The sequence below is a fragment of the Variovorax paradoxus genome (assembly GCF_902712855.1).
Classification (GTDB): Bacteria; Pseudomonadota; Gammaproteobacteria; order Burkholderiales; family Burkholderiaceae_C; genus Variovorax; species Variovorax paradoxus_Q.
In genome coordinates this window covers 2,496,033-2,515,986 of sequence record NZ_LR743507.1, presented here as the reverse complement: position 1 = coordinate 2,515,986, position 19,954 = coordinate 2,496,033, and the positions used below count along the sequence as shown (strand labels likewise).

Annotated in this window: 18 protein-coding genes and 1 other RNA gene; 3 read left to right on the top strand and 16 right to left on the bottom strand. The window is 65.5% G+C overall.

The annotated features are described in order from the left end of the window. Positions 1-33: 33 nt before the first annotated feature. The 3 genes from AACL56_RS11355 to AACL56_RS11345 all read left to right on the top strand — a co-directional run bounded on the left by AACL56_RS11355 (position 34) and on the right by AACL56_RS11345 (position 3,048). A complete protein-coding gene (locus AACL56_RS11355) occupies positions 34-1,557 on the top strand; it encodes a hypothetical protein (RefSeq protein ID WP_339089931.1) in 1,524 nt (507 codons plus the stop codon). Positions 1,558-1,721: 164 nt separating this feature from the next. Then, positions 1,722-2,507 carry an exodeoxyribonuclease III gene (gene xth / locus AACL56_RS11350; protein ID WP_339089930.1) on the top strand — a complete coding sequence of 262 codons (786 nt, stop codon included), beginning with the start codon at positions 1,722-1,724 and terminating at the stop codon, positions 2,505-2,507. 4 nt (positions 2,508-2,511) lie between these two features. Continuing rightward, positions 2,512-3,048 carry a hypothetical protein gene (locus AACL56_RS11345; protein ID WP_339089929.1) on the top strand — a complete coding sequence of 179 codons (537 nt, stop codon included), beginning with the start codon at positions 2,512-2,514 and terminating at the stop codon, positions 3,046-3,048. Between the two features lie 48 nt (positions 3,049-3,096). On the opposite strand, the gene ntrC is transcribed toward AACL56_RS11345, so the two are convergent. The 16 genes from ntrC to ubiG form a co-directional block, all read right to left on the bottom strand. Then, the gene (ntrC, locus tag AACL56_RS11340) at positions 3,097-4,653 is read right to left on the bottom strand and encodes a nitrogen regulation protein NR(I) (RefSeq protein ID WP_339089928.1); all 1,557 of its coding nucleotides are present in this window, start codon (positions 4,651-4,653) and stop codon (positions 3,097-3,099) included. Positions 4,654-4,679: 26 nt separating this feature from the next. Then, complete coding sequence (gene glnL / locus AACL56_RS11335) at positions 4,680-5,759, bottom strand: nitrogen regulation protein NR(II) (RefSeq protein WP_339089927.1); 1,080 nt, start codon at positions 5,757-5,759, stop codon at positions 4,680-4,682. Between the two features lie 4 nt (positions 5,760-5,763). Continuing rightward, complete coding sequence (locus AACL56_RS11330) at positions 5,764-6,276, bottom strand: hypothetical protein (RefSeq protein ID WP_339089926.1); 513 nt, start codon at positions 6,274-6,276, stop codon at positions 5,764-5,766. Between the two features lie 257 nt (positions 6,277-6,533). After that, the gene (glnA, locus tag AACL56_RS11325) at positions 6,534-7,949 is read right to left on the bottom strand and encodes a type I glutamate--ammonia ligase (protein WP_081271312.1); all 1,416 of its coding nucleotides are present in this window, start codon (positions 7,947-7,949) and stop codon (positions 6,534-6,536) included. 147 nt (positions 7,950-8,096) lie between these two features. Further along, on the bottom strand, positions 8,097-8,897 hold the full coding sequence (locus AACL56_RS11320) for a competence/damage-inducible protein A (RefSeq protein WP_339089925.1): 801 nt from the start codon (positions 8,895-8,897) through the stop codon (positions 8,097-8,099). Beyond that, a complete protein-coding gene (locus tag AACL56_RS11315) occupies positions 8,894-9,781 on the bottom strand; it encodes an EI24 domain-containing protein (RefSeq protein WP_339089924.1) in 888 nt (295 codons plus the stop codon). Before AACL56_RS11315 ends, AACL56_RS11320 begins: the two co-directional genes overlap by 4 nt. 50 nt (positions 9,782-9,831) lie before the next feature. Next, complete coding sequence (locus AACL56_RS11310; protein ID WP_339089923.1) at positions 9,832-10,806, bottom strand: sterol desaturase family protein; 975 nt, start codon at positions 10,804-10,806, stop codon at positions 9,832-9,834. 10 nt (positions 10,807-10,816) lie between these two features. Continuing rightward, positions 10,817-11,629 (bottom strand): polysaccharide deacetylase family protein, encoded by an 813-nt coding sequence (locus AACL56_RS11305; protein ID WP_339089922.1) that lies wholly within the window; start codon positions 11,627-11,629, stop codon positions 10,817-10,819. Next, positions 11,613-12,623, bottom strand: a complete 1,011-nt coding sequence (locus AACL56_RS11300) for a YncE family protein (RefSeq protein ID WP_339089921.1) — start codon at positions 12,621-12,623, stop codon at positions 11,613-11,615. Before AACL56_RS11300 ends, AACL56_RS11305 begins: the two co-directional genes overlap by 17 nt. An 82-nt stretch (positions 12,624-12,705) precedes the next feature. Next, positions 12,706-13,455: a pseudouridine synthase gene (locus AACL56_RS11295; RefSeq protein WP_339089920.1), complete on the bottom strand. Its 750-nt coding sequence runs from the start codon at positions 13,453-13,455 to the stop codon at positions 12,706-12,708. A gap of 56 nt (positions 13,456-13,511) precedes the next feature. Continuing rightward, positions 13,512-15,248, bottom strand: coding sequence for a gamma-glutamyltransferase (gene ggt / locus AACL56_RS11290; RefSeq protein ID WP_339089919.1), 1,737 nt, complete (start codon positions 15,246-15,248; stop codon positions 13,512-13,514). Between the two features lie 67 nt (positions 15,249-15,315). Continuing rightward, positions 15,316-16,911 carry a class I SAM-dependent methyltransferase gene (locus AACL56_RS11285; protein WP_339089918.1) on the bottom strand — a complete coding sequence of 532 codons (1,596 nt, stop codon included), beginning with the start codon at positions 16,909-16,911 and terminating at the stop codon, positions 15,316-15,318. A gap of 267 nt (positions 16,912-17,178) precedes the next feature. Then, positions 17,179-17,391, bottom strand: coding sequence for a hypothetical protein (locus AACL56_RS11280; RefSeq protein WP_339089917.1), 213 nt, complete (start codon positions 17,389-17,391; stop codon positions 17,179-17,181). Positions 17,392-18,055: 664 nt separating this feature from the next. After that, positions 18,056-18,440: a transfer-messenger RNA gene (gene ssrA / locus AACL56_RS11275) on the bottom strand. Positions 18,441-18,452: 12 nt separating this feature from the next. Then, the gene (locus tag AACL56_RS11270; RefSeq protein ID WP_339089916.1) at positions 18,453-19,118 is read right to left on the bottom strand and encodes an HAD-IA family hydrolase; all 666 of its coding nucleotides are present in this window, start codon (positions 19,116-19,118) and stop codon (positions 18,453-18,455) included. Next, the gene (ubiG, locus tag AACL56_RS11265) at positions 19,118-19,852 is read right to left on the bottom strand and encodes a bifunctional 2-polyprenyl-6-hydroxyphenol methylase/3-demethylubiquinol 3-O-methyltransferase UbiG (RefSeq protein WP_339089915.1); all 735 of its coding nucleotides are present in this window, start codon (positions 19,850-19,852) and stop codon (positions 19,118-19,120) included. Before ubiG ends, AACL56_RS11270 begins: the two co-directional genes overlap by 1 nt. Between the last annotated feature and the right edge of the window lie 102 nt (positions 19,853-19,954).

Below are 19,954 nucleotides of genomic sequence, written 5' to 3'. Positions count from 1 at the left end.
CGCCATCTGTTCCACCCCAACGCATCCAACGCCATGGCCACTTCCATTCCACTGTTCAATGCGCTCTCGAGTGCCAAGTTCACGCACAAGTACGAAGTCGTCTGGGCTGAACTGCCCACGCCGGAGTTCAACATCAAGACCAAGGCCTGGCTCAAGACGCTCGACAAGCTGATCGGCGGCGTGTCGAGCAAGGAGCGCAAGGTGCTGGCGCAGGAGTTCCTGCAGTTCCTCTACGTCTACAAGCAGATGCTGGAGAAGCTCACGCGCGGGACGAACTCGGCCGAGCCGGCGCAGGTGCTGCAGAAGATGAACGACTTCAGCAACGAGTACAAGCGCCAGTTCGGCAGCATGCTCGACATGCCCAACGTGCGCCTGCCCAACGAGCTGGCGACCATCAGCGACAAGATGGCCATCAATGCGGCGCGGCGCGAGCTGATCGTGCGCAAGAAGCAGCTGGTCAAATACTGGATCGACGGCCTGCGCGACTTCCCCGAGCACATCGACGATGTGTCGATGTCGATGCAGTACATGGGCAACAACGAGCCGGCGAAGGTGCGCCTGTTCCTCGACGTGCTGTGCAAGGACCTGAGCAAGATCGGTGTCGGCGACCCGCGTCCCTGGCTGCAGACCAGCAGCCAGATCGAGACCGGACTGATGCGCGGCGGCGAGAACGGCAAGTTCAGCAAGGTGACCTGGACCAACGACGAGTTCAAGAAGGCGGTGAAGGCCGAGGCCTCGGTGGGCTACGGCGTGAAGGCTACCGGCGAGTGCGTGCTCGAGATCACCGGGCTGCGTGCCGAGTTCAAGGCCGAGGCCTTCGCTGGCGCGTCGCTCAGCGCCGAGGGCGAGGCCACGTACGAGAAGGGCAAGGGCGTCACGGTCAAGGGCAGCGTCGAGGCGATGGTGGGCGTGAAGATCAAGGTGGACGCGAACATCGACGTGGCCGACATCTTCCTGATCGAGGCCAGCGCCGAGGCTTTCGCGGGCGCCATGGCCACGGCCGAGGTCGAGTTCAGCGCCACGGTGGACGGCGTGAAGCTCGAGCTCAAGGCCGAAGCCTTCGCCGGCGCGCGCATCAAGGGCGAGGCCTCGCTGTCGCTGCGCATGTGCGGCTACGACATCATCAAGGGCACGGCCAAGGGTTCGCTGTCGGTCGGCGTCGGCGCCTCGTTCGCGCTCGAGTTCGAGTCGTCGGCCTTCGGGGGCTCCAAGCTCGGCATCGAGGCCGACGTGACGGTGGGCGTGGGCATGGGCGGCGGCGGCGAGTTCACCGTGTATCAGGACAACCTGGGCCGCGCGTTCAACTCGCTCTTCTATTCCAGCTACCTCACGCTGCTCGGACGCTCCAGCGAGCGCGACACCTGGCGCACCTACTTCCGCGACCTGGAAGACAACCAGATCCTGTTCGAGCGCGCCGACAAGATCATCGACGAGGCGCTGACAGGCTGCTACATCGAGTACCAGACCAACTTCACGCAGCTGCAGGCGTGGAAGCAGATGGAGGCGCTGTCCTGCTTCAAGGCGAACAAGGCCATTCCGGACGTGATCGCGCTGTAGACCGGGGTTGGGGGCGCGTAGACGTACGCGTCTCCGTCTGATACAGGGCCCGGCCGCGGGCGCGGCAGAATGTGCGCCGGAACTCCTTTCGCGGCACGGCCGGCGGGGCAACCATGCCACGCCGCCGCGCCACACCGACAGCCCTCGCACAGACCGCCGCCCACATGAAAATCGCCACCTGGAACGTCAACTCCCTCACCGCGCGCCTGCAGCACGTGCTCGACTGGCTCATTGCCAACCCGGTCGACGTGCTCTGCCTGCAGGAGCTCAAGATGACGGACGACAAGTTTCCGCTCGAGGTCCTGAAGTCCGCGGGCTACGAGGCCGCGGTGTTCGGCCAGAAGACCTACAACGGCGTCGCCATCCTGAGCCTCGCGCCGGTCCGCGACGTGGTGAAGAACATCGGCGGTTTCACGGACGACCAGTCGCGCGTGATCGCGGCGACCATCGAGACGCCCTCCGGTCCGCTGCGCGTGGTCAACTGCTACTTCGTGAACGGGCAGGCGCCGGGCTCGGAAAAGTTCGCCTACAAGATGAAGTGGCTCGAGGCGCTGCACGACCAGCTGCGCCAAGAGCTGGCCGCACACCCGAACCTGGTGCTGCTGGGCGACTTCAACGTCACGCCCGAGGACCGCGACAGCTTCGACCCTGTGGGCCTGAAGGAAACCATCCACCACACGACCGAGGAACGCAACCATTTCAAGGCGCTGCTCGAGCTGGGCCTGACCGACAGCTTCCGCATGTTCGAGCAGCCCGAGAAGAGCTTCTCGTGGTGGGACTACCGCATGCTGGGCTACCAGAAGAACCGCGGCCTGCGCATCGACCACATCCTCGTGAGCCAGCCGCTGCTGCCGCGCGTGAAGGGCTGCGTCATCGACCGCGTGCCGCGCAAATGGGAAAAGCCCAGCGATCACGCACCGGTGGTGCTCGATCTTGACCAGGGAGCCTGAGACCATGGCGAAGCTCCATCGCACGGCCAGCCGCGTCGCCCTGCTGGCGGCGGCACTGGCACTGTCGGCCTGTTCGCTGCTGAAGTCCGCCGACAAGGCGGAGGGCGGCGCAGGGGCCTCCTCGTCCACGTCCGAATCGCCCGCGGACGAGGCTTCCTCGAGCGGGCGCGAAGTGGCCACGGTGCGGCTGATCACGGCGCAGACGCCGGCCGTGCGGGCCTACCGCAAGATCGGCGCGCGCCACATCTACAACAAGTACGCCAGCCGCATCTACAAGGGCAAGATCCCGCCGCTGGTCTACGCGGTGGTGGTGGTCGAGACCGACATCGATGCCACCGGCAAGGTGGTGCGCGTGGGTTTCAGCCGCACGCCGAGCCATGCACCCGAGGTGCCGCCGAAGATCGCGGAGCTGATCAAGGCCACGTCGCCGCTGCCCAACCCCGGAAAGCTGGGCGCCCACACCTACGTGGACACGTGGCTCTGGGACAAGAGCGGCAACTTCCAGCTGGACTCGCTGACCCTCGGACAACGCAGCCGATAGCGAAGACACCCGCGAACCGGCATAAAAAAAGGCCCCGAGGGGCCTTTTTCATTCGATGCCGAGTTCCTGGATCTTCCGGGTGATGGTGTTGCGCCCGATGCCCAGCTTCTGCGCGGCCTCGATGCGGCGACCGCGCGTATTGGCCAGCGCCGTGAGGATCAGGCGCGACTCGAAGCGGCGCGACAGCACGTCCCACACGTCGGTGCGCCCGGCCGCCAGCAGCGCCTGCGCCTCGGCCTCGAGGCCGCCTTCCCAGCTGCTGACGCCGCCCGCGGCGGGAGCCTCCGGAGCGTCGGCTGCGGCGTGTGCGCTGTGTGTGGCCGATGGCGCCTCGACGCCCGCCACCGGCAGCGGCGCCACGGCCTGCTGCGGCATTCCGGCAGGGGCCGTGGCCGCGCTCTCCGCCGCATGGGCGTGGGCATCGACGGCGGCGCCGCCGGCCATCACTTCGGGCGGCAGGTCCTTGGCCTCGATCAGCTGGGCTGGCGCCATCACGGTCAGCCAGTGGCAGATGTTCTCGAGCTGCCGCACGTTGCCGGGGAAGCTGAAGGCCGCGAGCCTGGCCAGCGCGGCATCGGAAATGCGCTTGGGCTCCACGCCGAGTTGCCGCGCGCTGACCTGCAGGAAGTGGCGCGTGAGCGCGGGCACGTCCTCGCCGCGTTCGCGCAGGGCCGGCAGGCGCAGGCGGATCACGTTGAGACGGTGGAACAGGTCTTCGCGGAAGCCGCCGAGCTTGACGCGCTGCTCCAGGTCCTGGTGGGTGGCCGCGATGACCCGCACGTTGGCCTTCACCGAGTTGTGGCCGCCCACGCGATAGAAGTGGCCGTCGCTGAGTACGCGCAGCAGGCGCGTCTGCAGGTCGAAGGGCATGTCGCCGATTTCATCGAGGAACAGCGTGCCGCCCTCGGCCTGCTCGAAGCGGCCGCGGCGCATGGTCTGCGCGCCGGTGAAGGCGCCGCGCTCATGGCCGAAGAGCTCGCTCTCGAGCAGGTCCTTCGGGATGGCGGCGGTGTTGATGGCCACGAACGGGCCGTTGGCGCGCGGCGAGTGCTTGTGCAGCGCGCGCGCCACCAGCTCCTTGCCCGAGCCCGATTCGCCGGTGATGAGCACCGTGACGTTGCTCTGCGAGAGCCGGCCGATGGCGCGGAACACGTCCTGCATCGCGGGCGCCTGGCCGAGCATCTCGGGCGCAGCGACCATACGTTCTTCCGCGACTTCCTCGCGCTGGCTTTCGTCGACCGCGCGGCGGATGAGCTCGACCGCACGCGGCAGGTCGAAGGGTTTGGGCAGGTATTCGAAGGCACCGCCTTGAAAGGCCGAGACGGCGCTGTCGAGGTCGGAGAACGCCGTCATGATGATGACGGGCAGGCCGGGGTGCCGGGCCTTGATCTTGTCGAGCAGGTCGAGCCCGGAGCCGCCCGGCATCCGGATGTCGCTCACCAGGACCTGGGGCGCCTGCTGCTCGTCGTCGCCGGCCTGCTCGAGGGCGGCCAGCACCTCTCGGGTATTCGTGAAACTGCGCGTGGGCAGGTCTTCGCGCAGCAGAGCCTTCTCGAGCACGAAGCGAATCGATTGGTCGTCATCAACTATCCAGATCGGCTTCATGCATCTCCTCTGTTGCCGGTGCTGCGCTAGGGCAGCGGTATCAATATCTTGAAATCGGTTCGGCCCGGGACGCTGTCGCACTCGATCACGCCGTGATGCTGCTGCACAAAGGTTTGCGCGAGCGTCAGCCCCAGCCCGGTCCCGCCTTCCCTGCCCGAGACGAGCGGATAGAAGATGCGGTCCTTGATCGTGTCCGGCACACCCGGTCCATTGTCGATGACATGCAATTCCAGTGCCAGTCGATACCACTGCTTGTTGAAGATCACCTGGCGTGCCACGCGCGTCTTGAAAGTGATCTGCGCATCGCCCGCGGCGCGACGCTCGGCCAGCGCCTGCGCCGCGTTGTGCGCGATGTTCAGCGTGGCCTGGATGAGTTGCTCGCGGTCGCCGCGGAACTCGGGGATCGAGACGTCGAAGTCGCGCTCGATGTGCAGGTCGCGCGGAAATTCCGCCAGGATGACCGAGCGCACGCGCTCGCACACCTCGTGGATGTTCACGTCGCCCACCACGTGCGGGCGCCGGTGCGGCGCCAGCAGCCGGTCGACCAGCGTCTGCAGCCGGTCGGCCTCGTGGATGATGACCTGGGTGTATTCGATGAGGTCGCGGGACTCGACCTCCATCTGCAGCAGCTGCGCCGCACCGCGGATGCCGCCCAGCGGATTCTTGATCTCGTGCGCGAGGTTGCGGATGAGTTCCTTGTTGGCCTGCGCCTGGTCGATGAGGCGCTCCTCGCGGTCCTGGCGCACCTGCTGCTCGAGCGGCGACATCTCGATGATGAGCTCGCCCTTCCTGTCGCCGTGCGACAGCGTGACCTGCACCGGCATCAGCTCGTGATTGACGCGACGCAGGAAGGCTTCGTAGCGCAGCGTTGCGAAGTCGTTGCTGCTGGCGCCGTCGATGGCAGTGCGCAGCACCTGCGGCTCGTGGAAACAGGCACCGAACTGCGATCCCTCGAGCGTGCGTCGCGATGTGCCCAGTGCGTCCTCGAGGCCTGCGTTGGCAAACAGCACGGAGCCGTTGCCGTTGACCACCGCGATCAGCGTGGACAGCAGGTCGAAGGACTTGAAGCGCAGGTTGGCGCCGTTCGCCTTCTTCCCGAACACCATGTGATCAGGGCTGCTTGACGGGCAGACGGCCGATCTCGCGGCGGATGCCGGCGATATCGCTCTCGTTGCGCGCCAGCTCGGCCTTCATTTCGGCGACGCGGTCCAGGTACTTCTGATAGTTCTTGCTTTCGCTGCCCTGCTTCTCGGGCTCGCCGTTGTTGTATTCCTTCTGCAGCTCGGCCTGGCGCGCCTCGGCCTTCTTGAGCTCGGACTCGAGCACCGAACGCGCCTCGCCATCGCGGGCGCGCTGGTCGACGCCTTCGACGCGCGGGCTGCCCGCCGGCGCACGCGCTGCAGACGAACCCGAGGACGACGACGTCGAACCGCCGCCACCGCCCGAAGGCCTCGTGCCCTGCACGACCGTGACGTTGCCGCCTTCGAGCGGCTTGCATCCCTTCTGCTGGGCGATGGAGGCGTTGTTGGTGTATTCATTGCCGCAACGCCAGACGCGCTCCTGCGCGAGCGCCGGCAGCGCGAGCAGTGAACCGGCCAGGAAAATGAGGGAAGCAGTCTTCATGTGTATCGGTTATTGGCGGTGGACAGCGCGACAAAGGCGCATTTTCATGCAATTCGACGCCAATGGTGACCAGATGTTCCACCCCAATGAAAAAGGACGGCAAGCCGTCCTTTTCTTAACCCATCGGGCCTACACACCGCGCTGCGCCAAGCCCCCTTCCAGGGATACCGCGGAACCGGCTTTGCCGGGCCGCAGGTATCGCCCCCGGTAGGAAGGCGAAGCGACACGAAGTGCGCACAGCCTGGAGGCGAGCCAAATTACAGCGAGTAGTACATGTCGAACTCGACGGGGTGCGTCGCCATGCGGAAGCGCGTGACTTCCTGCATCTTCAGTTCGATGTAAGCATCGATGTAGGCATCGGTGAACACGCCGCCCTTGGTCAGGAACGCACGGTCCTTGTCCAGGTATTCCAGGGCCTGGTCGAGGCTGTGGCAGACGGTCGGGATCAGCGCGTCTTCTTCCGGCGGCAGGTGGTACAGGTCCTTGCTGGCAGCTTCGCCCGGATGGATCTTGTTCTCCACGCCGTCGAGGCCGGCCATCAGCAGCGCGGCGAAGCCCAGGTACGGGTTCATCAGCGGATCGGGGAAGCGCGCTTCGACGCGGCGGCCCTTCGGGTTGGCCACGAACGGAATGCGGATCGAGGCCGAGCGGTTCTTGGCCGAATAGGCCAGCTTCACCGGGGCTTCGAAGCCGGGCACCAGGCGCTTGTAGCTGTTGGTGCCGGGGTTCGTGATGGCGTTCAGGGCACGTGCGTGCTTGATGATGCCGCCGATGTAGTGCAGCGCGAAATCGCTCAGGCCTGCATAGCCGTCGCCTGCGAACAGGTTCTTGCCGTCCTTCCAGACCGACTGGTGCACGTGCATGCCGGAGCCGTTGTCGCCGACGATGGGCTTGGGCATGAAGGTGGCGGTCTTGCCGTAGGCGTGCGCCACGTTGTGGATCACGTACTTCTGCAGCTGGACCCAGTCGGCGCGCTGGACCAGCGTGCTGAACTTGGTGCCGAGTTCCATCTGGCCGGCGTTGGCCACTTCATGGTGATGCACTTCGACCGGGATGCCCAGCGATTCGAGCACCAGACACATTTCGGAGCGCATGTCCTGGAAGCTGTCGACCGGGGGAACCGGGAAGTAGCCGCCCTTGACTGCGGGACGGTGGCCGGTGTTGCCGTGCTCGTATTCCTTGTCGGTGTTCCACGAGGCTTCTTCGGACTCGATCTTCACGAAGCAGCCCGACATGTCGTTCTTCCAGCGAACGCCGTCGAACACGAAGAATTCGGGTTCCGGACCGAAGAAGGCGGTGTCGCCCAGGCCCGATGCCTTCATGTAGGCTTCGGCGCGCTTGGCGAGCGAGCGCGGGTCGCGCTCGTAGGCCTTGCCGTCGGCGGGGTCGATCACGTCGCAGGTCAGGATCAGCGTCGTTTCTTCGAAGAACGGGTCGATGTTGGCGGTGTTCGGGTCGGGCATGAGCTGCATGTCCGAGGCTTCGATTCCCTTCCAGCCGGCGATGGACGAGCCGTCGAATGCGTGGCCCGAGGTGAATTTGTCTTCATCGAAAGCCGAGACCGGCACGGTCACGTGCTGCTCTTTGCCGCGGGTGTCGGTGAAGCGGAAGTCGACGAACTTGACCTCGTTTTCCTTGACGAGCTTGAGTACATCGGCGACGGTCTTTGCCATCAGTTTCTCCTGAGTTGGATGGTGGTTAGGAATACAGGCAAGAGGGATTGCAGGTTCTGTGCCATTGTCGCCTCAGCGGATGAGGCTTTGGTGAACGCTGCAGACCCCAAATGAAGGCGGAAATTCACTTATTTGGTGCATTGAAAATCAACGCACCAATTCGGGGCCAAGCTTCGCATCGAAACCGTGCAGGCCCTCGATCAACTGCGCATAGGCCGCATCGAGCAGACCGGGGTCGCCCTTGACGCCCAGCTCGATATGCCGGCCGTACTGGGGGTGATCGACGCTCGGCAGGCTGAACACCTTGATGCCGGCGTGCCGGTTTTCGATGGCCTGCATCAGGGGGGTCAGCGTTGCTTCCATGGCACCGAAAACGATCACGGATTTCTCGGCGACGCCGTTGCGGGTGAACAGGTCCTTGTAGCGGCCGTCGAGCACCGACTCGACCATGGGCCAGGCCATGACCGGGAAACCGGGCACGAAATGCACGTCGCCGACGCTGAAGCCGGGGATCTTGTTGTACGGGTTGTAAATGAGCGTGGCGCCCTGCGGGAACACGCCCATGTTCAGCCGGTGGATGTTGTCGGCGCGGTCGGGCTCGTAGGGCACGCCCTGCTCGCGCGCGGTGTCCTGCATGCGTTCGCGGATCAGCAATTCGGCCTCGGGATGCAGCTCGAGCGGCACGCCCAGCGCCCTGGCGGCGCACTGGCGCGTGTGGTCGTCGGGCGTGGCGCCGATGCCGCCGGTCGAGAACACGACGTCGCCCGAGGCGAAAGCGCGGGCGAGTGCGGCGGTGATGCGGTCCGGCTCATCGCCGACGTACTCGGCCCAGCTGAGCTGCAGGCCGCGCGCGGCGAGCAGCTCGATGACCTTGGCCATGTGCTTGTCGGCCCGCTTGCCGGAAAGGATCTCGTCGCCGACGACGATGAGACCGAATGCGCGTGTCATGGTGAACCCCATTGAGAAAGAGCGGCGCGGTTGGCCTCGGCGACCTCGAGGGCCGGCGTTGCATTCACGGACGACGCCGCGGCCGCGGCGCGCTGGGTGCGCAGCTGCGCCAGGGCATCGAGGCAGTAGTGGGCGAACCAGAGCGCCGAGAACGCGAACACCAGCGTGTAGATCCAGATGGCGAGCGGCACCAGCACGAAGAAGGCGGCCGCGAACAGGAGCCCGGAAGCCCAGACGATGCTCGGCGCGGCGCCCAGATAACCGCACAGCACGCCGACGCACAGGAGCGGCACGCGGTGCGCGCGCATCAGCGCAGCGCGCTCCTCGGGGCTGGCATGCTCGGCCAGCGCGTCGAAACTCATCACCCGGTAGGTCAGCCAGCCCCAGATGAGCGGCGGAAGAATCAGCACCAGCGGCGGGATGAGCCACAACGGCATCGACACCACCAGCGCGATCAGCGCCAGCACGGTGGCGCCGAGGGAACGAGCCACGCTGCCGAAGAAGGAAGCGCCCTTCTTCTGCTCGAGCGATGGAAAGCGCCGCTCGGCCACCAGCCTGGTGAGCGCCGGCGCCATGAAGCCGGCCACGATGAGCAGGCAGATCACCACGATCAGCGGCGTGGCTGCCAGCACCACGACCAGCGGCGCGAGCATGCCGGTGACGTCGCCCGAGAACAGCCGGCCGATCCAGGCCCAGAAACTCGACAACAGCGGCCACGCGTCGAGCGCGCCGTGCGTCCAGGCCACCGCCGCATCCCAGAAGAAGTAGCCGAGCCCCGCGGCCAGCACCACCATCAGGCCCAGCGGCAGCAGCGACAGCACGATCACGCGCGGCAGCATGCAATAGGCGACCGCGCGCCAGAAGGAGTCGAGGAGCAGGCGCATGAGGCAGGGAGGATAACGCCTCGGGCGAGGCCTTCAAGGGACGGAGCCCCTCAGCCGCGCCCGACCATTCGCTTCAGGCCGAGCCACTGCTGCGCCCAGAAGCCGCGTCCGTACTCGCGCACGCGCCCGTCGGCGCCGGGTTCGACCTGGTCGCGGATGCCCGTGGGGTCGTAGCGGTTCTCGAAGTTGGCGGTGCCGAACATCATGTCCCACCACGGCAGCAGCACGCCGAAGTTGTGGCCGCCGAGCGTGCTCCTGCCGTGCGACTCGTGGCCCAGGCCGATGCTGTGGTGCAGCCGGTGGAAGCGCGGGCTGATCCACAGCCGCTCGCCGATCGCGCCGAAGCTCAGCCGCAGGTTGGCATGCTGCAGACTCTCGCTGAGCTGGGTGAACGCGACGAAGGCGATGAACTGGCCCGGCGCCACGCCGATCAGCTGCGCCACGATGACGATGAGCGTGTCGTGCACGATGTCGTCGAGCAGGTGATTGCGGTCGTCGCTCCACATGGTCATCTGCCGCTGCGAGTGGTGCAGCGAATGCAGGCCCCACCACCAGTTGAACTGGTGCTGACCGCGGTGGATCCAGTAGCCGACGAAGTCGAGCACCACGAGATAGATGGCAAAGGCGACCACCGGCACGTCGGTCACGCCGGGCCACACCTCGTCGAGGTGGAAAGTGCCCCACCCCGCCGTGCGCAGGCTGCCCATGGCGTCGTCGAAGAAGGGCTGCAGCGTGAAGAAGATCGCCAGGCGGAACAGGCCAAGCCGATGGATCAGCGTGTAGAGCACGTCGATGCGGATCGCATGGCGGTCGGTCACGGGCTCCACCGAGCGCCAGCGCTGCAGCGGGCCGATCAGCGCGACCAGCACAACGACCTGGATGACGCCGACCAGCAGCCAGCCGGTGGCGTCGAAGGCGTCTTCGGTCCATCCGCCGAGGCCGACGGCGAAGACCAGCGGCTGCACGACGGCTTCGAAGAACCAGCCCTGCAGCGCGGAGAACATGTCGGTCAACCACTCGATCACGGCACGGACCTCAGGGATGGGATGCGATCCAGGCGCGGAAATCGGGGTGCTGGCGCAGGGTCTCGAAGCAGAAGCCCTTGGCCTTGAGGCCGACGATCAGCGGCTCGAGGTTGGCCGGCGCCCAGGGATCCTTGCGCGACCAGATGCCCAGGTGCGCCAGCAGGATGTCGCCGGGGCGGATGGTGTCGAGCGCCTGCGTGAGCAGCTTCGCATTGCTGAACTTCTCGCTCGGCAATTCGTCGCCCAGGAAGCCCGCGGGCGCCCAGCCGACGTACTTGTAGCCGCAGCCCTCGGCCGCGGCCAGCAGCGCGGGCGAGGTCTTGCCGCCCGGCGCACGGTACAGCGGCAGCGGCTTCTTGCCGGTGATGGCAGCCAGCCGGTCGGACGACTTGCGGATGTTCGCGCAATACTCGGCCGCGCTCCAGGTCGATTCCTTGCCGTTCTGCGGACCGGCCGACGGCTTGATGCGGAAGCTCGACGGCGCGCCCTTCACGTCGGCGCGCCAGTAAGCGTGGTCGTAGGTGTGCGAGCCGAACTCGTTGCCCTCGGCCGCCCTCGCCTTCCACCATGGCGCCCAGTGGTCGTCGAGGCTGTCGCCATCGGTCTGGGTGCGCTCGGCGGCGGCGAAGAAAGTGACTCTCACGTTCTGGCGCTTGAGCACGTCGGCCACCAGCGGGGCAATGCCCATGTGGCCTGTGTCGAAGGTCAGGTAGACCGGCTTCTCGCAGCTGGCCGTGCCCTGCGCCGCCCAGGCGCCGGGCATGACGCTGCCGGCCAGCAGCAGCGCGAGCGCCACGCCGGCGCTTCTACGTGCGCTTGCCATGGTCCAGGGTCCAGACGCCGTGCGGCGAACGGCCGACGTTGACCTGGCGCACGACCTTCTGGGCGACGAGGTCCACCACCGTGAGCTTCTTGGCCCAGCGCGAGGTCACGTACAGCGTCTTTCCGTCGGCCGAGACATCCATGCAGTCGGGGCCGCCGGGCACGGAATAGGTGGCGATCACCTTCAGCGTGGTCAGGTCGATGCGGCTGATGGTGTTCGCCACGCGGTTGCTCACGAACACGGTCTTGCCGTCGCCGGCCGAACGGAAGGCATGGGCGCCCTTGCCGGTGGGGATCTTGCCGACCAGCTTGGGCTCGGCGCCGGCCACGTCGAACACCTGCACGCCGTCGCTGCCGGTTAGGCCGACCAGCAGCGTCTTGTCGTTGTGCACGCCGAAGATGTCGGCCGGCATCGGGCCGGTGACGGTGCGCCACTTGATGGCCTGCGTGGGCAGGTCGACGGCGATCATCTCGTCGCTGTCCTGCATGGTCACGTAGGCGATGGTGCTGGTGTTGTCGATCCAGATGTGGCTGGGCGTCTTGCCGGTGGCGATGCGCTTGGCCAGCTTGAAATCCTTGCCGTCCCAGCGGTACACGTCAACGTGGTTCAGGCGGTTGCCCGCGGTGACGAACCACTTCATGTCGCGGGAGAACTGCAGTTGGTACGGATCGGTGATGCCGTACACCACCCGCTGCACTTCGGCCGTCTTCGGATTGAGGAAGGTCAGCGAGTCGCCCGCCGAATTGGCCACGATGACCGACTTCTCGTCGGGCGTCATGTAGATGTGGTGCGGCTCCTTGCCGGTCGCGATGCGCTGCTTCTCGGTCCAGTCGACCGGATTGATCACGCTCACGCTGGCGTCCAGCGAGTTGAGCACGAAGATCGGAGGAGGCTCGGCCGCAGCGGCGGCGGGCGTCATATGTACCGAAAAGGCCGCAAGGCAGGCAAGCAGGAAGGCCGAGAGGCGGCCGTTCGGTCGGGCAGAAAGTCGCAAGGGGAGGTTCCGGGAGAGAGCTTGGCGAGATTAACGGCCGAGCCTTAAGACTGGCTGACCGTCCGGGGGCGCTTTCTTGTGCTTATTTCGGTGTCTTGGCGGCTTTGGCCGGCGCACGCAGGCCAGCCACCTCGTCGGCGGTCAGCCAGCGCCATTGGCCCGGCGCCAGGTCGGCCGGCAGCGCCAGATCGCCCATGCGCGAGCGGTGCAGCCCTTCGACCCGGTTGCCGACCGCGGCCAGCATGCGCTTGACCTGGTGGTACTTGCCTTCGGTCAACGTCAGGCGCAGGTGCAGCGGACTGTCCGATTCGCAGGCGGCGGCGCGCACGGGCTTCGGGTCGTCGTCGAGCACCACGCCGCCCAGCAGCTTCGCGATCTGGGCCTCGTCCACCGGATGCTTGGCCGTCACCTCGTAGACCTTGGGCACGTGGTGCTTGGGCGAGCCCATCTTGTGGATGAACTGGCCGTCGTCGGTCAGCAACAGAAGGCCGGTGGTGTCCTGGTCGAGCCGGCCGATGGCCTGCACGCCCTGCACCGCGCCCTTGTTGGGCCGCAGGCGCAGCGGCGACGGCAGCAGCGTATAGATGCTCGGATAGGTCGAGGGCTTCTGCGAGCACTCGGTACCTGCCGGCTTGTGCAGCATCAGGTAGGCCTTCTCGTGGTAGGCCCACGGGGTGCCCTGGACGGTGAAAAGCAGGCCCTCGGCATCAAGGTCGGCGAAGGGGTCGGTCACGGCCTTGCCGTCGATGGCCACGTGGCCTTGCTGGACCAGGCCCGCGCACACGCGGCGCGTGCCGAAGCCCTGGGTGTAGAGGATGTCTTGCAGATGCATGGAAATGAAAAAAGCGGCCGCGCCGGCATGGCACGACCGCCCCTGAGTTTGCTGGATCAGTACCCTGCGGCCAAACCGGTGTTGCGGCGCGGGTCGTTGGCGCCGTAGAAGCGGTTGCTGCCCACCGGCTTGCCGCCCAGCGTGGGCGCCCCGACGATGATGGCCGCCAGGTGGTTGGCCGGTTGCGGCACGCCCAGGTTGTGGCCCATGTCGGTCAGGATCTTGCGCGTGTCGGGGCTGATCGCGAAGGTCTCGACGTTGGTGACGTCGGGCAGCCACTGCTGGTGGAAGCGCGGCGCATCGACGGCTTCCTGCACGTTCATGTCGTAGTCGACCACGTTCAGGATGGTGTGCAGCACCGCCGTGATGATGCGGCTGCCGCCCGGCGTGCCGACCACGAACACCGGCTTGCCGTCCTTGGAGACGATGGTCGGGCTCATCGAGCTCAGCGGACGCTTGCCCGGCTCGATCTTGTTGGCCTCGCCCTGCACCAAGCCGTAGAGGTTGGGCACGCCGACCTTCGACGTGAAGTCGTCCATCTCGTTGTTCAGCAGCACGCCGGTCTTGGCGGCCGTGACCTTGGCGCCGAACCAGTCGTTCAGCGTGTAGGTCACCGAGACGGCATTGCCCCATTGGTCGGTGATCGAGTAGTGGGTGGTGTTGCTGCCTTCATGCGGCGCCACGCCGGGCTTGATGTCCTTGGAAACACCGGCCTTCTTCGGGTCGATGCTCGCGCGGATCTTCTCGGCGTAGCCCTTGTCGAGCAGGCGCTCGAGCGGGTTCTTCACGAAGTCTGGATCGCCCAGGTAGCTGTTGCGGTCGACGTAGGCATGGCGCATGGCCTCGATCTGGTAGTGCACCGACTGGGCCGAACGGAAACCCAGCTCCTTCAGCGGGTAGCCCTCGAGGATGTTGAGCATCTCGCAGATGATCACGCCGCCCGAGCTGGGCGGCGGCGCCGACACCACGCGGTAGCCGCGGTAGTCGCATTCCACCGGCGCGAGTTCGCGCGTCTTGTACTGGTCGAGGTCGGCCTGGGTGATGATGCCCTTGCCCGCCTGGCTCGAAGCCACGATGGCCTGGCCCACCCAGCCCTTGTAGAAGCCGTCGGTGCCGTTCTGGCTGATGGCGCGCAGCGTCTTGCCGAGGTCCTTCTGCACCAGCTTCTGGCCGACCTGGAAGGGCTGGCCCTTGTTCAGGAAGATGGCACCGGAGACCGGATCCTTCTGGAAATCGGCGGTGGACGTCCAGAGCATGTCGATGTCGCCCTGTTCCAGCGCGAAGCCCTTTTCGGCCAGTTGGATGGAGGGGGCGATCAGGTCGGCGCGCTTCATGGTGCCGTACTTCTCGCGTGCGTATTCCATGCCCGAGACAGAGCCCGGCACGCCCACCGCAAGGTGGCCATTGGTGCTCAGGCCCTTGATGACGTTGCCGTCCTTGTCGAGGTACATGTTGGCCGTCGCGGCCAGCGGCGCCTTCTCGCGGAAATCGAGGAAGGTCTTGCGGCCATCGGCCAGCTGCACGGTCATGAAGCCGCCGCCGCCGAGGTTGCCCGCGGCGGGATACACCACCGCCAGCGCATAGCCCACGGCCACCGCCGCGTCGACGGCATTGCCGCCGCGCTTGAGTACGTCGACGCCGACTTTGCTGGCCAAGTGCTGCGCGCTCACGACCATGCCGTGCTCGGCCGCGACCGGCGCCTGCGACGCGGCATTCGACGCGCCGGCGGCAGCCAGCGCGAGCACCGCCGCCACGGCGGCGCGCAGCTTTGGAGTCCAGTGGATGTGTTGCATGTAGAAGTCTCCTCTTTGAGTGCGATGAAGAAGGATGGCGGCTCTGATCGTCTCCGGGTGGAGCGGCTCAGGCCGTCAGCAGCGCCTTGCGCCGCAGGCTCGCCAGCGCCAGCGCGACCTGCTGCCTGGCGAATTCTTTCACCGCCGACGGCTCTGTCAGCGGCTTGTCGTCCTTGACGAAGCGCAGCCGGTCGCTGCGCACTTCCGCCTCGAGGTGCTGCGCGAGCGCCTCGTGCGAATGCTTGCCGTCGAGCAGCGGCAGCAGGCTGCGCTCGAGCAGCGACAGCACGACCGGCTCGTGCCATTGATTGCAGGAGCCGAAGGTGTCGCCGGCGCCAGTGCGCAGAACGGAGAGGGCACGGATCGCAGGCAACGCCACGGGGCTCTCGGACACCGAGGCGACCACAGGCACCGTCGTGCGACGCACCCGCAAGGCACCCAGGATCAGCAGTTCCTCGAGCATGGCCATCACCGCGGGCTCGACGGCAGCCGGCGGCTGGTCGACAAGCCGCGATACTCCGTCGACCAGCGCCTGCGGCGATATCGAAGTGGGATAGCCCGCATCGAGCAGTTGGGCAACGGCCTTGTGCACCGGGAGCCGCAGCGTGACCTTGAGGCCGCGGATCGCGTTGCACGGTTGCTCGCGGGCGTCCAGCGTGAACGCCGTGCCGTCTGCGGAAGCGAAAAGGCCCGCGAATTCGAGTTCGCGCAGGCGCGCAGGATCGAGCCTGTAGCGGATGCGGTCGGCATTCTGCTGCCCGACCAGCAGCGTCTGGCGAAACGTGCGGTTGACCAGGAAATCGAGGTACTGCTCCATGAGGATCTGGCTGCCCCCGCACTCGCGCAGGAGCGGGCCATGTACCTTGTCGCCGTAGTTCTGCACGAACATGGTCGAAGGCTCGGCGTCGCACAGGTAGGCAAGGCCCTCCGCCTGTGCACGCGCCACGAACTCCTTGAAGTAGCACGGCGCGTTGCAGGGCTCGAGGAACTCGTGCAGCAGGTACGAACTGTTGGCGCTGCGCACGATCGGCATGGCCTCGTCGAGCGTCTTCTTCAGCACACTGTCGGGACGGGCCGACTGCTCGAGAAACTCGAGCATGCCGCGCGCATACGAGAGCTTTTCGTCCGGCGTGTCGCGCGGCCCGCCGCGCAGGATCATGGCGTCGCGCACGATCTCGCGCGCCTTCCAGCCCGGGTACACGTTGTAGCTCACATACGCCACGCCGTTCGGCGCAAGGTTCTGCGCACAGATGCGCAGGATCGCCTCCTGCACGGGTTGCGGCACCCAGCTGTACACGCCGTGGCAGACGATGTAGTCGAACTGGCCGAACGAGGCGTCGATCTGCGAGATATCGAACGCCTTGAGCTCCACGTTCGACAGGCCCGCACGCTCGATGGCGGCCACGCCCTGCGCCACCTGCACCGTGGACAGGTCGACGCCGATCGCGCGGGCATCGGGATGGCGCGCCGCGAACGGAATCAGGTTGCCGCCAGCGGCACATCCGAGCTCGAGCACGCGTGCGCGCGATGGAGCAGGCGCGTCGAGCCCGAAGAGATAGGCCAGCGCTTCCAGGTGCTCCATGGCCGACTGAGGAAACGGGTGCGAGTCGTAGGGCACCGCGTCGTAGTAGCGAGTCAGCGTGGAGGTCAGGGAATCCGGCACGAAGGTCCTTGTTCGGGATCTGGGCAAGCGGGACGCGTTGCCTGCGAGTAAGCGGAGAGAGGCTTGCAGTGACTGCAATGTGACAGCGCTGGCCGACTATAGCTTCGCGCCCCGTCAAAAAGAAGCGGGCCTGCGCGGGATTGCCGGGGCTGCATATCGATGACGCATAAAAAAAGCCCAGCACGGTGGCTGGGCTTGAAAAGCCTATCGGCGTGGCAATGCGTCAAGGCCCCCGCACAGGTTGACCAGCGGGGGACGGGTTACCCGTCAAGGAGAAATCGGGACCATGGCGGAACTGCCGGATGTGATGGGGCGAAGCCAGTCCATTGCTGCTTCTTCCGGCCACATGGCGCGCAACCGTTCATCGCGCCACAGGCCGCGCGCGACCTCTTCCAGTTCAAGCAAGTCGACACTGTGCCAACGCTGCCGCAGCCGATGCGCGCAAGCGGCTATCCAGAGAGGGGCAGGCATGTGTTCCATGTCTTCAGTTTACTGTATTTTCATACAGTATTTCAAGTGGCGTGACGGAATACAAGGATGTGGCTTCGATTCCAATCGAGCGCGCCATGATGCGCCGGCCTGAACCTCGAAATTTGCTCGGACCTGACACGCCATTGAGCCACTGCGTTAAAGCCCCGAGCACCGACTGCCCCCCATCAGGAGGCCGATGCTCCCCCAGACCGCCAAGCATGAAGATTCCGCGCAACTTGCGAGGCTTCTTTCCAGCAACCTGGCTATTGCATCAGGTGCATCCCATCCGGTGCACGAATGAAGTGCCGTCTTAGAATGCCCCGATGAACTGGCGCCCATTGCTTCCACTCGCTCTGCTGATCCTCGCAGGCTGCTCGACTCCCCCAAATGAAGTGACGCCAGTGCGCGAAGGCGTGCTGCGGGCCATGACCTATGTCCAAGCCTCGGACTACTGCGACGCAAGAAGCAAGACGCCACGCTGGCTTGGCAAGGCCCCTGCGGAACAGGGCGTCCTGTTCCAGTGCGACTGAAGCAAACTCCAAGCAATTTGAGACCGTGTTGCCGACCTTCGGAGGCAGCGCACGAAATGCCGTGTGAGAAAGAACGCCACCTGCAAAGTGAGTGGGTTCCAGATTGAGCGCTGACGTTTGCCGTCGGCGTCGATCATTCAAGATGGTGGAGCTGGGGGGATTTGAACCCCCGTCCGCAAGCCTTCATCGCGCAGTTCTACATGTTTAGCGATCTGATTTAAGTCTCGCTTCCGGTGTCGCGCAGTCGCACGCTACACCGGACGCCAGCACCCTATTTTCTCGCCCCGACCCAAGGTACCCGGATCGAAGCCAGCCCATGTAATTATCCTTGCAGCCGGGAGGTCAGGATTGCTCCGGACCCCCTTGCCCAGCCCATCGGCCAACTGTTGCAAGGCTCACTGGCAATTAAGCAGCGAGTGCGAAACGTTCGTCGTTTGCAGTTAGTTTGTTTGAATCTGTTTTACGAGCGCATTCAGCTCGACATGCCCCGCTGCGATTCCGAACCCACGTCGAAACCAGTGCAGCCCCAAGAGGCTCATTTTAGGCGCTATTGAGCAACTTCAAGAGCTCCAGGGGCGAAGAGATTGAGGCATCTGCGTTCCACAGCGCCGAATCAGCCTGCGAACCCATGTAGCCGTAGGTGGCGGCCACGGTCCGCATGCCGGCAGCACGCCCCGCGATGATGTCACGCTCGTCGTCGCCGACGTAGATGCAGGCCTCCGCTGCCACGCCGAGCCGGCGCGAAGCCTCCCGCAGCGGCTCCGGATGCGGCTTCGAGAACGGCGTCGTATCGCCGCTCACCACGGCACCCGCGCTGGCGAACAACGGGATCGCGCGCGTCAGCGGATCGGTGAAGCGCATCGACTTGTTGGTGACAACGCCCCACGGAAGACCCTGCTCTCGCAGGCCCTCGATCAGCGCTTGAACACCATCGAACACCTGCGTGTTGAGCAGCATGCGGCGCTCGTAGGTGACGAAGAATTCTTCACGCAATACGTCGAACTCGGGCGACTCCGGCGTGATGCCGAACGCCACGCCCAGCATGCCGCGGGCGCCCGCTCCGGCCATCGGCCGGTAGCGCTCCAGTGGATAAGATGCAAGGCCACGGTCGGTTCGCATCTTGTCGGCGGCAGCACCGAGGTCGGGAGCACTGTCGATCAAAGTGCCGTCGAGGTCGAACAGCACAGCCTTGGTTTCGATGTCCATCACCCTTGCGATTCCTTGACCGACTCGGACGGCTTCTGCGTGGCGAACATGTAGTTGACGCTGGTATCGCCGCTGAGCCAATAACGTCGCGTCAGCGGGTTGTGCTCCATGCCACGGGTGTGCCGCAGATCCAGCCCCGCTGCACGGCAGTACCCCGCCAATTCACTGGGACGGATCAGCTTGGCATATTCATGCGTGCCTTTGGGCAGCATGCCCAACACGTATTCGGCGCCGACGATGGCCAGCATGAAGGCCTTCAGGTTGCGGTTGATGGTCGAGAGGAATACCCAGCCGCCAGGCTTGACCAGCGTGGCGCAAGCCCGGATGACCGAGTCCGGCTGCGGCACGTGCTCGAGCATTTCCATGCAGGTGACCACGTCGAAACTGCCCGGCTGCTCGGCCGCCAGCGCCTCAGCGCTGATTTCCCGATACTTCACGCCACGCGTGCCGGCCTCCAGCGCGTGCAATTGAGCGACCTTGAGCGCCTTGCCGGCAAGGTCGATGCCCAGCACATCCGCCCCCTTGCGCGCCATCGAATCGGCAAGGATTCCGCCGCCACAGCCGATATCGAGCACACGCTGCTGCGAAATAGGCGCAATTCCATCAATCCATTCGAGGCGCAGAGGATTGATCTCATGCAAAGGGCGAAATTCGCTGTCCAAATCCCACCAGCGATGTGCAAGTTCTGAAAACTTGGCCAGTTCGGCCGGATCTGCATTCACGTTTTCTGTCATGCAGCGATTATGAAACGAGCAATGTCCGATAAACGATGGACAGGCTTCCGCAAAGACCTATCGGCAATTTGACAGGCACAAAAAAACCCCGCCTGAGCGGGG

What these genes read in the sequence shown, in the direction of transcription:
- AACL56_RS11355 (WP_339089931.1), top strand. Translation starts at nt 34, where the DNA reads ATGGCCACTTCCATTCCACTGTTCAATGCGCTCTCGAGTGCCAAGTTC.
- xth (WP_339089930.1), top strand. Translation starts at nt 1,722, where the DNA reads ATGAAAATCGCCACCTGGAACGTCAACTCCCTCACCGCGCGCCTGCAG.
- AACL56_RS11345 (WP_339089929.1), top strand. Translation starts at nt 2,512, where the DNA reads ATGGCGAAGCTCCATCGCACGGCCAGCCGCGTCGCCCTGCTGGCGGCG.
- ntrC (WP_339089928.1), bottom strand. Translation starts at nt 4,653, where the DNA reads ATGAAGCCGATCTGGATAGTTGATGACGACCAATCGATTCGCTTCGTG.
- glnL (WP_339089927.1), bottom strand. Translation starts at nt 5,759, where the DNA reads ATGGTGTTCGGGAAGAAGGCGAACGGCGCCAACCTGCGCTTCAAGTCC.
- AACL56_RS11330 (WP_339089926.1), bottom strand. Translation starts at nt 6,276, where the DNA reads ATGAAGACTGCTTCCCTCATTTTCCTGGCCGGTTCACTGCTCGCGCTG.
- glnA (WP_081271312.1), bottom strand. Translation starts at nt 7,949, where the DNA reads ATGGCAAAGACCGTCGCCGATGTACTCAAGCTCGTCAAGGAAAACGAG.
- AACL56_RS11320 (WP_339089925.1), bottom strand. Translation starts at nt 8,897, where the DNA reads ATGACACGCGCATTCGGTCTCATCGTCGTCGGCGACGAGATCCTTTCC.
- AACL56_RS11315 (WP_339089924.1), bottom strand. Translation starts at nt 9,781, where the DNA reads ATGCGCCTGCTCCTCGACTCCTTCTGGCGCGCGGTCGCCTATTGCATG.
- AACL56_RS11305 (WP_339089922.1), bottom strand. Translation starts at nt 11,629, where the DNA reads ATGGCAAGCGCACGTAGAAGCGCCGGCGTGGCGCTCGCGCTGCTGCTG.
- AACL56_RS11295 (WP_339089920.1), bottom strand. Translation starts at nt 13,455, where the DNA reads ATGCATCTGCAAGACATCCTCTACACCCAGGGCTTCGGCACGCGCCGC.
- ggt (WP_339089919.1), bottom strand. Translation starts at nt 15,248, where the DNA reads ATGCAACACATCCACTGGACTCCAAAGCTGCGCGCCGCCGTGGCGGCG.
- AACL56_RS11280 (WP_339089917.1), bottom strand. Translation starts at nt 17,391, where the DNA reads ATGGAACACATGCCTGCCCCTCTCTGGATAGCCGCTTGCGCGCATCGG.
- AACL56_RS11270 (WP_339089916.1), bottom strand. Translation starts at nt 19,118, where the DNA reads ATGGACATCGAAACCAAGGCTGTGCTGTTCGACCTCGACGGCACTTTG.
- ubiG (WP_339089915.1), bottom strand. Translation starts at nt 19,852, where the DNA reads ATGACAGAAAACGTGAATGCAGATCCGGCCGAACTGGCCAAGTTTTCA.